At 69.5% G+C, this 13719-nt stretch carries 12 protein-coding genes; 6 read left to right on the top strand and 6 right to left on the bottom strand.

Annotation, left to right across the window (positions count from 1 at the left end; translation table 11 throughout):
* Positions 1-37 precede the first annotated feature (37 nt).
* On the top strand, positions 38-895 hold the full coding sequence (locus ACIBI9_RS51035; protein WP_397234406.1) for an oxygenase MpaB family protein: 858 nt from the start codon (positions 38-40) through the stop codon (positions 893-895).
* Between the two features lie 7 nt (positions 896-902).
* On the opposite strand, the gene ACIBI9_RS51030 is transcribed toward ACIBI9_RS51035, so the two are convergent.
* From ACIBI9_RS51030 to ACIBI9_RS51010, 5 genes are all read right to left on the bottom strand, one after another.
* Positions 903-1643 carry a helix-turn-helix transcriptional regulator gene (locus tag ACIBI9_RS51030; RefSeq protein WP_397234404.1) on the bottom strand — a complete coding sequence of 247 codons (741 nt, stop codon included), beginning with the start codon at positions 1641-1643 and terminating at the stop codon, positions 903-905.
* The gene (locus tag ACIBI9_RS51025) at positions 1640-2395 is read right to left on the bottom strand and encodes a DUF4097 family beta strand repeat-containing protein (protein ID WP_397234402.1); all 756 of its coding nucleotides are present in this window, start codon (positions 2393-2395) and stop codon (positions 1640-1642) included. Before ACIBI9_RS51025 ends, ACIBI9_RS51030 begins: the two co-directional genes overlap by 4 nt.
* A 332-nt stretch (positions 2396-2727) precedes the next feature.
* A complete protein-coding gene (locus ACIBI9_RS51020; RefSeq protein WP_397234400.1) occupies positions 2728-2904 on the bottom strand; it encodes a DUF6104 family protein in 177 nt (58 codons plus the stop codon).
* Between the two features lie 68 nt (positions 2905-2972).
* Positions 2973-6614: a multifunctional oxoglutarate decarboxylase/oxoglutarate dehydrogenase thiamine pyrophosphate-binding subunit/dihydrolipoyllysine-residue succinyltransferase subunit gene (locus ACIBI9_RS51015; protein ID WP_397234398.1), complete on the bottom strand. Its 3642-nt coding sequence runs from the start codon at positions 6612-6614 to the stop codon at positions 2973-2975.
* 204 nt (positions 6615-6818) lie between these two features.
* Positions 6819-7463: a B3/4 domain-containing protein gene (locus ACIBI9_RS51010; RefSeq protein WP_397234396.1), complete on the bottom strand. Its 645-nt coding sequence runs from the start codon at positions 7461-7463 to the stop codon at positions 6819-6821.
* Between the two features lie 74 nt (positions 7464-7537).
* Between ACIBI9_RS51010 and ACIBI9_RS51005 the strand changes: the two genes are divergently transcribed.
* Together ACIBI9_RS51005 and ACIBI9_RS51000 are read left to right on the top strand one after the other, a co-directional pair.
* Positions 7538-8104, top strand: a complete 567-nt coding sequence (locus tag ACIBI9_RS51005) for a helix-turn-helix domain-containing protein (RefSeq protein ID WP_397234394.1) — start codon at positions 7538-7540, stop codon at positions 8102-8104.
* The gene (locus ACIBI9_RS51000) at positions 8101-9384 is read left to right on the top strand and encodes an MFS transporter (RefSeq protein WP_397234393.1); all 1284 of its coding nucleotides are present in this window, start codon (positions 8101-8103) and stop codon (positions 9382-9384) included. The genes ACIBI9_RS51005 and ACIBI9_RS51000 overlap by 4 nt, the downstream gene beginning before the upstream one ends.
* On the opposite strand, the gene ACIBI9_RS50995 is transcribed toward ACIBI9_RS51000, so the two are convergent.
* Positions 9332-10177: a glutathione S-transferase family protein gene (locus ACIBI9_RS50995; RefSeq protein ID WP_397234391.1), complete on the bottom strand. Its 846-nt coding sequence runs from the start codon at positions 10175-10177 to the stop codon at positions 9332-9334. The genes ACIBI9_RS51000 and ACIBI9_RS50995 overlap by 53 nt on opposite strands.
* Positions 10178-10222: 45 nt before the next feature.
* Here ACIBI9_RS50995 and ACIBI9_RS50990 point away from each other — a divergent pair, with 45 nt between their 5' ends.
* From ACIBI9_RS50990 to ACIBI9_RS50980, 3 genes are all read left to right on the top strand, one after another.
* Positions 10223-11281, top strand: coding sequence for an MBL fold metallo-hydrolase (locus ACIBI9_RS50990; RefSeq protein ID WP_397234389.1), 1059 nt, complete (start codon positions 10223-10225; stop codon positions 11279-11281).
* Between the two features lie 128 nt (positions 11282-11409).
* Positions 11410-12282, top strand: a complete 873-nt coding sequence (locus tag ACIBI9_RS50985; RefSeq protein ID WP_397234387.1) for an SDR family oxidoreductase — start codon at positions 11410-11412, stop codon at positions 12280-12282.
* Between the two features lie 270 nt (positions 12283-12552).
* Positions 12553-13710 (top strand): ROK family transcriptional regulator, encoded by a 1158-nt coding sequence (locus ACIBI9_RS50980; protein ID WP_397234385.1) that lies wholly within the window; start codon positions 12553-12555, stop codon positions 13708-13710.
* Positions 13711-13719: the final 9 nt, after the last annotated feature.

Here is a 13719-nt window from a genome sequence, read left to right as displayed (position 1 = left end):
CAAGCATGAGTGGGCTTGTCTCACCCGGGAGGCCGTCATGATGGAGGTTCAGCCCTTCGGTCCAGGTTCGATGCACTGGGACACCACCGGCGAATACCGCAATCTGCTCGTCGCCGGGAGCGCGCTGGTCATGCAGACCATGCACCCGGCCGTGGGCGCGGCCGTCGCCGAGCACTCCACGTACAAGGACGACCCGTGGGGGCGGCTCACCCGCACGCTCGTCTCGATCCAGAAATGGGTGTACGGCGGAGCGGACGGCCCGGCGGAGGGCGAGCGGCTCAGGAGGCTGCACCGGCAGATCAGCGGGGTGGACGAGCTCGGCCGGCCCTACCACGCGCTGAACGGCGAGGCGTGGGCGTGGGTGCACCTGTCGCTGTTCGAGCGCTTCATCGTTCTCAACCGCTATTTCGGCACCCCGTTCACCGTCGAGCAGGAGCGGCGGCTCTACGCCGAGTCGCGGCAGCTCGGCGCGATCCTGCGGGTGCCGGAGCGGGAGATGCCCGCGGACCTGGAGGCGTTCTGGCGGTACTTCGACGCGATGGTGGCAGACCGGCTGGAGGCGCACCCGACGGCGCTCGACGTGCTGTCGGTCCTGCGCGGCACGCCGGCGCCGCCCGGGTTGCCGAGGCCGCTGCGGCGGCTCTGGACACCTGTGGGGGTCGGATCGGGGGAGTTCAACTACTTCGTGACGGTCGGCACCCTGCCCCCCGCCGTACGGCGGAGGCTGGGGCTGTCGTGGACGGCGCGGGAGGAGCGGCGACTGCGGCACCTCGGGCATGCGGTGGCCGTGCTGACGCCGCGCCTGCCCGAACGCCTGCGGTACATGCCCATCGCCTACCACGCCCGCAAGGCCGCCCGCGCGCGCCGCCTGGAACGGCACCTCCGCTCGGCATGAACGGAGGTCAGCCTTCGAGGATCTCGCGCACGCGGCGGCGGGCCTCGTCGAGCACCGTACGCAGCTCCGCCAGCTTCTCCGGCGTCAGCCGGGACTCGGACGCCTCCTCGCGGGCCTCGGCGATGAAGTCGGCCAGCAGCTCGCCCAGCTCCGCGTCGAGGTCGGCGTGGCTGGTCGGCGAGCCTCCCAGCGTGGACCAGACCTCGGACCAGATCCTTCGCCACTCCCTGCTGAGCCGGTCGCCCTCGTCCTGCCAGTGGTAGGCGTGCTCCATCCACTGCCGCTTCTGCTGCTCCTTGAGCCGCCTGAAGTCCGCCTTCTGCTGCTCCTTGAGCCGCTGGGTGTCCTCCCTGGCCCCCGTGCGAACGTCCTTGGCCATCCGCGTGAGCTCCTCGCGCAGCGACTTGACCGTGTCGCGGACGTCCTCCTTGACCTCGCGGGCGATGTCGCGTACTGAGGCGGAGATCTCCTGCTCCAGGTCGTCGAGTTCGTCGAGCCGGGCGTTCAGCTCCTCGCGGCCCTTGTCGGTGATCGAGAACACCTTCTTGCCCTCGACCACCTCGTGCGTCACCAGACCCTCCTCCTCCAGGCGGGCCAGGCGCGGGTAGATCGTGCCGGGGGAGGGCGAGTAGACCCCGAGGAAGCGGTCCTGGAGCAGCCTGATGACCTCGTAGCCGTGACGCGGGCTCTCTTCCAGCAGCTTGAGCAGGTACAGCCGGAGCCGGCCGTGACCGAAGACAGGGCTCATTCCTTCTCCCCCTTGAGCAGCGCGACCTCGCCGGAGACCGTGATCGCCGACAGCGACGCCATACCGCCGCCCAGCCTGCCCGACATCGATTTCGTGCCGGGGCCGTTCGAGTTGAACAGTTCGTGGAACGTGCTGACCAGCCTGCCGGAGGTGGACCGCACGCTCACGTCCGCCTCCACGTTTTCCGGCAGCCTGACAAGGATGTCACCGGAAACGCTGTTGAGCGTCACATGGCCGGTCGGCCGAAGCGCCAGATCCGCCGTTATCCGGCCGGAGACGGTGTTGGCTTTGAGCCGGCGCGGGGTGCCGTCGGCCACGGTCAGGTCGCCCGAGACGCTCTTGAACGCCAGGTCGCCGTCCATCGCCCGGCTCTCCACGGGGCCCGAGACGGTCGTCGCGTTCACGTCGCCGCTGACGCCGTCGAGCACGATCTCCGCGGACACGCTCCTGACCTGCGTCATCCTCTCGAACCCGGCCACCACGGCGGGCGCGGAGACCACTCCGGCGTTGACGGTGCAGTTCTTGGGGACGGTGATCGTCAGGACCGTCCTGCGCCGGTCGCGCCGGAGCCAGCCGAGGAGGCCGTCCCAGGTGAGGTCCTTGTAGGTGATGGAGAGCTCCTTGGCGTCCTCGTCATACGTGACCAGCAGCGGGGACGCCGACTCGATCTCGGACACCTCGACTGTGGGTGGGCCGTCGCTGGCCAGCACGGCCAGGCGGCCGGCGACTATTCGCACATCGAGAGCGTCCACCTGGCCGAATGTCAGCTGTTCTGGGCCTTCGATCGTCCACTGCTGCATGTTCCCCCGCCCTTCTGGCGACACGTCCTCACTACCTAACACGATATGTCGCGTTTTCGAGAAACTCAAGATGTATCGCGTTGCGACACGTAGGTGCCGTACTCTCCGGCCGTACTTCGGCTGACGTCCCTTGGGGGAGGGGAAGCGCCGGACTGGGGTCCTTCCGGGCGAGGGCTACGGTACTTGCGGAGGAAGGGGGCGAGGGACGGCCGGGCCTCGGCTGAGGGCCCTCAAGGGGGCCCCCTTGCCGCCGTGTCTCGGGAAGGGGGCGCGGTGGGGCGGGGTCAGTCCTCGTCGTCGTCGAGCCGTGCCAGCCAGGTGGCCAGCCGCTCGATCGGGATCTCGAACTCCGGGTTGAGGTCGACGAACTCGCGCAGCCGCTCGCCGAGCCAGAGCAGGCTGACCTCCTCCTCGCCCCGCCGCTCGACCAGTTCCTCGATCCCCCGATCGGTGAAGTACATCTCTCTCAAGTCCTCCTGAAACGGCAGTGAGCCCCCAGCCGGGGCCGGGGGCTCACTCTGGTGTTGGATCAGCCGAACAGCTCGTGGAGGATCTCCTCGAGCTCGGTGTCGTGCGAGTTGTGCGAGCCCGTCGCCGGCGAGCTGTTGGGGCGGCGCGAGACGCGCCGCACCGGGCGGCCGCCCAGCGTCTGCGGGTCCTCGGCCAGCTTGAGCGCCAGGTACGGCCACGGCCCCATGTTGACCGGCTCGTCCTGCGCCCAGACCAGCTCCGCCTGCGACCCGTAGCGGGACAGCTCGGCGGCCAGCTCCTCACCCGGGAACGGGTAGAGGCGCTCGAGGCGGACGATCGCGACGTCGTCGCGGCCCTTCTTGTCGCGCTCGGCCGCCAGGTCGTAGTAGAGCTTGCCGGACGTGAGCACGACCCTGGTGACCTTGGACGCGTCCACGGTCGTGTCGCCCAGGACCGGCTGGAAGGTGCCCGTGGTGAAGTCGGACGCCTTGGACGTGGCCGCCTTGTGGCGCAGCAGCGACTTCGGCGTGAAGACCACCATCGGCTTGTGCCGCTGCGACTCCACCTGCCAGCGCAGCAGGTGGAAGTAGTTGGCCGGGGTCGAGGGCTGCGCGACCGTCATGTTGTCGAGCGCGCAGACCTGCAGGAACCGCTCGATGCGGGCCGAGGAGTGGTCGGGGCCCTGGCCCTCGAAGCCGTGCGGCAGCAGCAGCACGACCGAGGACTTCTGGCCCCACTTCTGCTCGCCCGACGAGATGAACTCGTCGATGATCGTCTGGGCACCGTTGACGAAGTCGCCGAACTGCGCCTCCCAGGCGACCAGGGCGTCCGGGCGGACGACGCTGTAGCCGTACTCGAAGCCGAGCGCCGCGAACTCGCTGAGCAGCGAGTCGTAGACGTAGAACTTCGTGGTGCCCTCGTTGAAGGTCTTGAGCGGCGTGTGGTCGGCGCCGGTCATCCGGTCCACCAGGACGGCGTGGCGCTGCGTGAACGTGCCGCGGCGCGAGTCCTGGCCGACCAGGCGCACCGGGTGTCCGTCGATCAGCAGCGCGCCGAAGGCGAGCGTCTCGCCCATCGCCCAGTCGATCGTGTCCGTCTCGACCATCTGGCCGCGGCGCTGCAGCACCGGCGCCAGGCGCGGGTGCGGCGTGAAGCCCTCGGGCAGGTTGAGCTGGGTGTCGACGATGCGCTTGAGCGTCTCGTCGCTGATCGCGGTCGGCGTGTCGTCGTGGGACCACTTGACGACCTCGGTCGGCGGCACCCGCATCGCGGCGGCCTCGGCGGGCTTCTTCACCGCCTCGCGGGTCTCGGTGAACGCCTGCTCCAGCTTGGCCTGGTAGTCGCGAAGCGCCTGCTCGGCCTCCTCGACCGTGATGTCGCCCCGGCCGATCAGCGCCTCGGTGTAGAGCTTGCGGGTCGAGCGCTTGGCGTCGATCAGGTCGTACATCAGCGGCTGGGTGAAGGCCGGGTTGTCGCCCTCGTTGTGGCCGCGGCGGCGGTAGCAGATGAGGTCGATGACGACGTCCTTGCGGAACGTCTGGCGGTATTCGTAGGCCAGCTGGCCCACGCGCACCACGGCCTCGGGGTCGTCGCCGTTGACGTGGAAGATCGGGGCCTGGATCATCCGGGCCACGTCGGTCGCGTAGACCGAGGACCTGGACGAGGCGGGCGAGGTGGTGAAGCCCACCTGGTTGTTGACCACCACGTGCACGGTGCCGCCGGTGCGGTAGCCGCGCAGCTGCGACAGGTTGAGCGTCTCGGCCACGACGCCCTGGCCGGCGAAGGCCGCGTCACCGTGGACAAGGACGGGCAGGACGGTGAAGCCCTCCTCGCCGCGCTCCAGGAGGTCCTGCTTGGCGCGGACGACGCCCTCGAGCACCGGGTCGACCGCCTCCAGGTGGGAGGGGTTGGCGACCACGGAGGAGGTGATGGTCTTGCCGCTCGGCGAGGTGAACGTGCCCGTCGCGCCGAGGTGGTACTTCACGTCGCCGGAGCCGTGCGCCGTGCGCGGGTCGATGTTGCCCTCGAACTCGCCGAAGATCTGCGCGTACGACTTGCCCACGATGTTGGCCAGCACGTTGAGGCGGCCGCGGTGGGCCATGCCGATGACGACCTCGTCGAGGCCCTCGTCGGCGGCGTCGCTGATCACCGAGTCGAGCAGCGGGATCAGGGACTCGCCGCCCTCCAGGGAGAAGCGCTTCTGGCCGACGAACTTCGTCTGCAGGAACGTCTCGAACGCCTCGGCGGTGTTGAGCCGGGACAGGATGTTGAGCTGCTCGGCCCGCTCGGGCGACTTGTGCGGCTTCTCCACCCGAGCCTGGATCCAGGCCCGCTCCTCGGGGTTCTGGATGTGCATGTACTCGATGCCGACCGTGCGGCAGTAGGAGTCGCGCAGCACGCCGAGGATCTCGCGGAGCTTCATCAGTGCGCGGCCGCCGAAACCGCCCGTGGCGAACTCGCGCTCCAGGTCCCACAGCGTCAGCCCGTGGGACTGGATGTCCAGGTCGGGGTGCTTGCGCTGCTTGTACTCGAGCGGGTCGGTCTCGGCCATCAGGTGGCCGCGCACGCGGTAGGCGTGGATCAGCTCGATCACGCGGGCGGACTTGGCCACGTCGTCGTCGTGGGAGGCCGAGATGTCCTGGACCCAGCGGACGGGCTCGTACGGGATCCGCAGCGCCTCGAAGATCTCGTCGTAGAAGCCGTCCTCGCCCAGCAGCAGCCGGTGGATCTGGCGCAGGAAGTCGCCCGACTGGGCGCCCTGGATGATCCGGTGGTCGTAGGTGCTGGTGAGCGTCATGACCTTGGAGACGGCCAGGCGCGAGAGCGTGTCGGGCGAGGCGCCCTGGTATTCGGCCGGGTATTCCATCGCGCCGACGCCGATGATCGTGCCCTGGCCGGGCATCAGGCGCGGCACGGAGTGGACGGTGCCGATCGTGCCGGGGTTGGTCAGCGAGATCGTGGTGCCGGCGAAGTCGTCGACGCCCAGCTTGCCCGCGCGGGCCTTGCGGACGACGTCTTCGTAGGCCATCCAGAACTGGCGGAAGTCCATCTCCTCGGCGCCCTTGATCGAGGGCACGAGCAGCTGGCGCTCGCCGTTGCTCTTCTGGACGTCGATCGCCAGGCCGAAGCCCACGTGCTCGGGCTTGATCAGCGTCGGCTTGCCGTCGACCTCCGTGTAGGAGAAGTTCATCTCCGGCATGGCCCTCAGGGCCTTGACGATCGCGAAACCGATCAGGTGGGTGAAGGACACCTTCCCGCCGCGACCCCGCTTGAGGTGATTGTTGATCACGATGCGGTTGTCGATCAGCAGCTTGGCCGGGATCGCGCGCACGCTGGTGGCCGTCGGGACCGTCAGTGACAGGTCCATGTTGGCGGCCGTGCGAGCGGCGGCGCCGCGCAGCTTGACCTCCTCGGCGCCCTTGGGCACCGGGGTGGCGGGCTGCTTCGGCTTCTCGGCAGCCGGGGGTGCCTTGGGCGGCGCCTGCGGGGGAGCGGGAGCGGTCACGGTGCCGTTCGCCACCTCCCTGACCGGCGCTGCCCGGCCCGTTCCGGAATCAGGGTTGTAGTCAGCGAAGAAGTTCCACCATGCCTTGTCGACAGACTCGGGATCTTGGAGGTACTTCTGGTACAGCTCGTCGACAAGCCACTCGTTCTGACCAAAGCTTGCCAGCGGGTTTGTCCGCGACGACTCAGACGACACGGCGGAAATCGCCCTCTTCCGCAGATCGGCGTTGATGTTAGAGAACCTGTCCAAGGCTACTCGCCCGGACCGGCAGCGCGCGCCGAAGGGGCCGTGCCGCCTCGAACGATCCTCTCAGGACAGTGCAAAGAGGTCACGCCCCCCTAGTCAATCCGGGTGGTGCCGCAATTATTACTCTTTGGTATCAACACCACGACGGGAGGTTTATTTCCCGCCGGACACCAATCTGCTAGCAATCCGCACCTCTGGTGACAACTCGGACAGGAGGTCCGCCAGCTCCTCGCCCGCCTCCTTGAGCTCCTCCAGCGACATCGGCTCGAGGCGTTCGAGAAGGAAGATCGCGTTGGTGGTCTCCTCGGTGAGCCGGGTGCGCACGACCTGACGCCAGTTCCACCTGCGGCAGGTGACGCCGACGTCGTCGCGCCAGATCACCTCGCCCGGCTCGGGCGTGCCGAGCGCCTCCTCGGACGCCTCGTCGCCGGTCGCCCGCAGCAGCCGGGCCGGGCCCGCGTAGTGGTCGAGGTCCTCGCCGCCGATCGGCAGCGCGTGCTTCACGCTGATCGAGTTGTACGCGTCCACGGCCCGGTTGATCTCCGGCAGCGGCATCCTGCGGGTCAGGGCGTCGACCGAGGGCCTGGTCCGCTGAGGTTTGGCGCCGAACGCCCGATAGGCGTCCTTCCAGGCGTCGATCTTGTCCGCCTGCACCTCGTACTCGGAGGCCGCCGCCAGCCATGCCCGGGACCGGTCGTCCGTGGGCCCGTTACGCAGGCCGTGCGCGGTCATGACCAGCACCGCGAAGTCGGGGCGCAGCGCGAAGACGGAGTCGTCCACCCAGATGTCGTCAAGCATCCCCACAGTCTAGGAGCGGCCGAGACCGCAAAAATCTCTTTGCAAAATTAGCTTTGCGGTTTACGGTGGAACGCATGAAGGAGCAGTACAGGATCAGCGACCCGCGGGTGCTCAAGGCGGTCTCCCACCCGCTGCGCGTGCGCCTGCTCGGCCTGCTGCGTTCCGACGGCCCCGCGACCGCGAGCGAGCTGGGGCGCAAGGTCGGCGAGAGCTCGGGCTCCACCAGCTACCACCTGCGGGAGCTGTTCAAGTACGGCTTCATCGAGGAGGACGACGACCGGCGCGACGGGCGCGAGCGCCGCTGGCGGGCCCGCCACAACTACACCTCGTGGGACGCCGGCGAGCTGTCCGTCACCGCAGAGGGCCGCGAGGCGGTCAGGATCATGCACCTGCGGCAGGCCGAGATGGTCCAGCGGCTGCTTGGGGAGTTCGACCCCGCCGATTGGTCGCGCGACTGGGGCGACGCGGCGGGGATGAGCGACCACATCATCTCGCTGCCGCCCGCCGGGGTGCGCGAGTTCAACGAGAAGGCCAAAGAACTGCTGCGCGACCTCGCCGCCAAATATGCCGGCGACCCCGAGGCCAGGCAGGTCAACGCCTGGCACGGCGCCGTACCGCGACCGAAGGAGAAGGAGCAGTGACCGCACGCTCGGCGTTACGCCGCTACATGCTCGTCAGTTTCCTGACCTGGCTGCCCCTGGGGCTCATGTTCGCCGCCCTGGTGCTGCTGATGACCGCGCGAGGGCTCAGCCTGGCGGAGGTGGGGCTGTCGGTGACGGTGTTCTCGGTCGTCACCGTCACCCTGGAGCTGCCGACCGGCGGTCTGGCCGACGTCCTCGGGCGGCGCGTGGTCCTGGCACTCTCCGCCGCGTTCACCGTGGCCGCGCTCGTGCTGCTCGCCGTCTCCACCACGTTCTGGATGTTCCTGGTCAGCGGTGTGCTCAAGGGCGTGGCCAGGGCGCTGTCCAGCGGCCCGGCCACCTCCTGGTACGTCGACACGCTCCACGGGATCGAGGGCCACGATGCCGACCTCAAGCCGGGGCTGGCCAGGGGCGGCGCGATGGAGTCCGTGGCGCTGTGCGTGGGCGTGCTGGCGGGCGGCGGCCTGCCGCTCCTGGTGCCGGCGCAGGTGGTCTTCCCGATGGCCGCGCCGCCGCTGGCCGGCGCGATGGCGGCGGTCGTGCTGCTGGTCGTGGTGGTGTTCGCGATGCCGGAGCCCGCGCACGCCCGCAGGTCGCTGGCGAGCGTGCTGCGCGAGGTCCCGGCCACGGTCGGGGCGGGCGTCCGGCTGGCGGCCGGCGCGCCCGTGCTGCGCCGCCTGATGGCCGCCGCGGCGGCCTCCGGCGTGATCCTGTTCAGCATCGAGCTGCTCACCCCCGGGCGGCTGGCCGAACTGGCCGGTACGGCCGAGCGGGGCAGCCTGGCCTACGCCGTGGTCGCGGCGCTCGGGTTCGCCAGCAGCGCGGCGGGCAGCGCGCTCGCACCCCGGGCGGCTCGGCTGGCCGGCGGATCGGCTGGGGGTGCGATCGCCGGCACCGTGCTGGCCGCGCTGTCCGTCGGGGCGCTCGCCGCGACCGCGGGGCTCGGCGGCCCGGCGGGGCTGGTGAGCGCCGGGCTGGCGTACATGACGCTCTTCGTGGGGCTCTCGGTGGCGAGCCTGCTCTGCCTGGAGATGACCCACAACGCGGTCAGCTCGGCCGAGCGCACCACCGTCACCTCGACGAGCTCGCTGTCGCTGCAGGCGGGCGGGGTGGTGGCCAACCTGGCGCTCGGCGCGCTGGCCGGGCAGGCGGGGACGGCCGTCGCGTGGGCCGGCGCCGCGCTGGTGGTGCTGGCCTCGGCCCTGCTGTTCGTACGGATGCCCGCGCCTACAGGCTCCAGTCGATCTCCGGCCCCACGGGCACGATCCCACTCGGGTTGATGTTGGTCTGGGTGACGTAGTAATGACGCTTGATCTGGTCGAAGTCGGTGGTCTCGCGGAAGGCCGGGATTGCGTGGAGGCGCCGTGCGTACGCCCACAGCGCCGGATAGTCGACCAGCCGCCGGACCGAGCACTTGAAGTGCGCGTAATAGACGGCGTCGAACCTGGCCAGGGTCGTGTACAGGCGCACGTCGCTGTCGGTGAGGACGTCGAAGAGGTGTTCGGACTCGGCCAGGCGCACCTCGAGGAGGTCGAGCGTGGTGAAGACCCGGGCCACGGCCTCCTCGTACACCTGCTGGTCACGGGAGAAGCCCGCCTCGTAGACCGCGTTGTTGAGGCCGTGGTAGAGGCGGTCGTTCATGATGTCGATGTCGGGACGAAGGCGTTCCGGATAGAGGTCGGGGGAGGTTCCCCATGACATTTCCAGATCGAGAGTGATCTGGGGGAAGTCGTTGGTGACGATCCGCTTGTCCTTGGCGTCCCAGATGCACGGCACGGTGTAGCGGCCCGTGTAGTCCGGGTCGGTCGCGTGGTAGAGCTCCGACAGATACTCGGGGTCGCCGTCCGGGACGCGCCAGCCCTTCTCGTCGCGGATGGGGTCGACGATCGTGACGTCCAGCACGTCCTCCAGGCCGAGCAGCGCCCGGACGATCAGCACGCGCTGCGCCCATGGACAGGCGTAGGAGGCGTAGAGGCGGTAGCGGCCCGGCTCGGGAGGGCCGAGGCGGTCGGTGAAGCGGTTCGGCTGCCGGACGAAGCGGCCATCTTCGGAGAGCTCGCGGCGCAGCTTCATGACCCCTAGTAGAACATGATTCGGACACAGAACTATATTCGGCATGTGTCGAAATTTGTGGTGACTCCCGCGAGCCTGGGGCAGCGGGAGGCGTGGGTGGGCGGGGCGATCCCCGAGGTCGAGCGGGTGCGTCCGGGGCTGTGGTCGGTCCCGGTGCCGATCCCCGTCAACCCCCTGCGGTATGTGCTGGTCTATGTCCTCGAACTGCCCGACGGCGTGGTGATCGTCGACGCCGGGTGGAACACCGACGAGGCGTACGACGCGCTCGTCGCGGGTCTCGGCGTGGCCGGGTACGCGATCACCGACGTCAAGGGCGTGCTCGTCACCCACATCCACCCCGACCACTACGGCCTGGCCGGGCGCATCCGCGAGACGTCGGGCGCCTGGATCGCCCTGCACCCGGCCGACGCCCGCCTGATCCGCGAACGCTACGACGACGAGGTCATCGACTCCCTCGTCGATCGGGAACGCGCGCTGCTGGCCCGCTGCGGCGTGCCGCCGCTGACGCTGGACGAGCTGGCCGGCGCGTCGATGATGATCAGGCACGTGGTCTCGATGGCCAAGCCTGACCGGCTGGTCGAGGACGGCGACGAGCTCGACCTGCCCGGCTGGGACCTGCGGGCGATCTGGACGCCCGGCCACTCGCCCGGCCATCTGTGCTTCGTCTCGCCCTCGCGCCGGCTGCTGTTCTCCGGGGACCACGTGCTGGCCAAGATCACGCCCATCGTGGCCGTCCATCCCCAGTCGAGCCCGAACCCGCTGGCCGACTACCTCGACGCGCTGGCCGCCGTGCGCAAGCTGGACGTGGAGGAGGTGCTGCCGGCCCACGAGTACCGCTTCCTGGAGCTGGCCGAGCGGGTGGACTACGTGATGGCCCACCACGACGCGCGGCTGGCGGAGATCGAGCAGGTCGTGAGTTCCCTGGACGGCGTCACGTGCTGGGACGTGGCCACCCGCCTGACGTGGTCGCGGCCGTGGGAGACCATCCCGCCGTTCATGCGGCGCTCGGCCAACAACGAGACGCTGGCCCACCTGGCGTGGCTGGCGGCCAGGGGAAGGGTACGCAGGGAACCCGGCGAACCCGACCTGTGGCGCCTGCCCTGACCCGGAGCGGCGAACGTTCAGGCCCGAGAGCGGTAGCTCGCGTGGCCAGCGAGGGCCAAGTGAGCGCGACCATTCAACGCGTTATCGTAGCTCGTAACAGAATGTTGTTCTCCTGCGTGGGAGGTTCGATGCTTCGGTTCGATGACAGGGTCGCGATCATCACGGGCGCCGGGCACGGTCTGGGCAGGTCGCACGCCCTCCTGCTGGCCGAGCGGGGTGCCAAGGTCGTCGTCAACGACCTCGGGGGCGCGCTCGACGGTACGGGCGCCTCCACGGGGCCGGCCGCCGACGTGGTCGAGCTCATCACGAAGAACGGCGGCCAGGCCGTCGCCAACGCCGACAACGTCGCCACGCCGGAGGGCGCCAGGGCCATCGTGCAGGCCGCCGTGGACGCGTTCGGCAAGGTGGACATCGTCGTCAACAACGCGGGCATCCTGCGCGACAAGTCGTTCGGGAAGATGACCGTCGAGGACTTCGACGGGGTGCTGGCCGTGCACGTACGCGGCTCGTACCTGGTCAGCCAGGCCGCGTACCCGCTGATGAAGGCGGCCGGCTACGGCCGCATCGTCAACACCTCCAGCCCGGCCGGCCTGTTCGGCAACTTCGGCCAGGCCAACTACTCCACCGCCAAGATGGGCCTGGTCGGGCTGACCAAGACGCTGGGCATCGAGGGCGCCCGCAACGGCATCAAGGCCAACGCCATCGCGCCCATCGCCTGGACCCGGATGACGGAGGCGCTGCTGCCGGCCGAGTTCGAGGCCAAGTTCACGCCGGAGCGGGTGAGCGCGCTGGTGGCGTACCTCGTGCACGAGACGTGCGAGGCGAGCGGCGAGGTGTTCAGCGTGGGCGGCGGCCGGGTGGCGCGGGTCTTCGTGGCCGAGGGGCCGGGCTGGAAGACCGACGACCTCACGCCGGAGACCGTCGCCGACAACTGGGAGGCCGTCATGGCCGAGCAGCCCTACGTGCTCACGGCCGCCGACTCGATGAAGGCGATGCTCTGACGCTTGCGGGTCCCCGCCGCCGGACACTCCACGTCGGCGGCGGGGATCACCCCGTCCAGCACGGGACGGCGGGGTCGCTCCTGGGATACTTCCGCCAGAGGGCGACGCTGACTCCGCCGTTCATCGAGGGACCTTAGCCGAAGTACCAAGTCGCAATGGATGGCTAAAAAGCCAGGAAAACCAGGCTTTGTTCGATCTTCGGCGGAAGTCGCCGTAGTTTTGTCGATACTCACTCTTGATTTGCCGCATCGGTGATCTTATTGTCGCGGCATGACCCCCCAGCCGGGCTCTGCCGGAGATGTGCTGACGTTGATCAGCGCAGGCTCGGCCACGACCCGTTCCGATCTAGCGAGGCTCACCGGCCTGGCCAGGTCCACGATCTCCCAGCGCGTGGACGCGCTGATCGAGCGCGGGCTGGTCGAGGAGACCGAGAGCGGTGAGTCCACCGGTGGCCGGCCGCCGCGCCAGCTGCGCCTGCACACCGAGGACCACGCCTTCGCGGGCGTCGACCTGGGTGCCACCCACTGCCGGGTCGCGTTGATGGACATCTCGGGCAACATGCTGGCCGAGTGCGAGGACTCGCTGCTGATCGGTGAGGGGCCGGAGAAAGTGCTCGCCCACGTGGACCAGCGCCTCGACCGGCTGCTCGGCGAGGCGGGGCGGCCGCGGTCGGCGCTGCGCGCCATCGGGGTCGGGGTGCCGGGGCCGGTGGAGTTCGCCACGGGGCGGCCGAACAACCCGCCGATCATGCCGGGCTGGAACGACTACCCCATCCCCGAATACTTCGAGGGCGTGTCGGTGCTGGTCGACAACGACGTCAACGTGATGGCGCTCGGCGAGCACCGTCACTCGTTCCCCGGTGCCGGCCACCTGCTGTTCGTCAAGGTCGGCACGGGCATCGGCTGCGGCATCATGGCCGAGGGCAAGCTTCACAGAGGCGCCCAGGGCTCGGCCGGCGACATCGGGCACATCCGGGTCAGCGGCCACGAGGACGCGGGCTGCCGGTGCGGCAACAGCGCCTGCCTGGAGGCCGTGGCCGGCGGCGCCGCCATCGCGCGGCGGCTGAGCGAGCTGGGCCTGCCGGCCGAGTCGGGAGCCGACGTCGTGGCGCTCGTACAGGCGGGCAACACCCAGGCGCTGCGGCTGGTCAGGGAGGCCGGCCGGCTCGTCGGCGAGGTGCTGGCCGGCCTGGTCAACTTCTTCAACCCCGAGGTCATCGTCATCGGCGGCGCGCTGTCACGGGTGCACGAGCACCTGCTGGCCGGGATCAGGGAGACGGTCTACCGCAGGTCGCTCCCGCTGGCCACGCACCACCTGTCGATCACGCCGAGCCGTACGGGCATCAACGCGGCCGCGCTCGGGGCGGGGATCCTCGCCATCGAGCACTACCTGTCGCCGGACAACATCAACCGGATCGTCAACGCCTGAAAGGGACCT

This window comes from Nonomuraea sp. NPDC050451 (assembly GCF_044458585.1).
The sequence above is the reverse complement of the archived record's forward strand: the minus strand, read 5'-3'. Positions and strand labels throughout refer to the sequence as shown.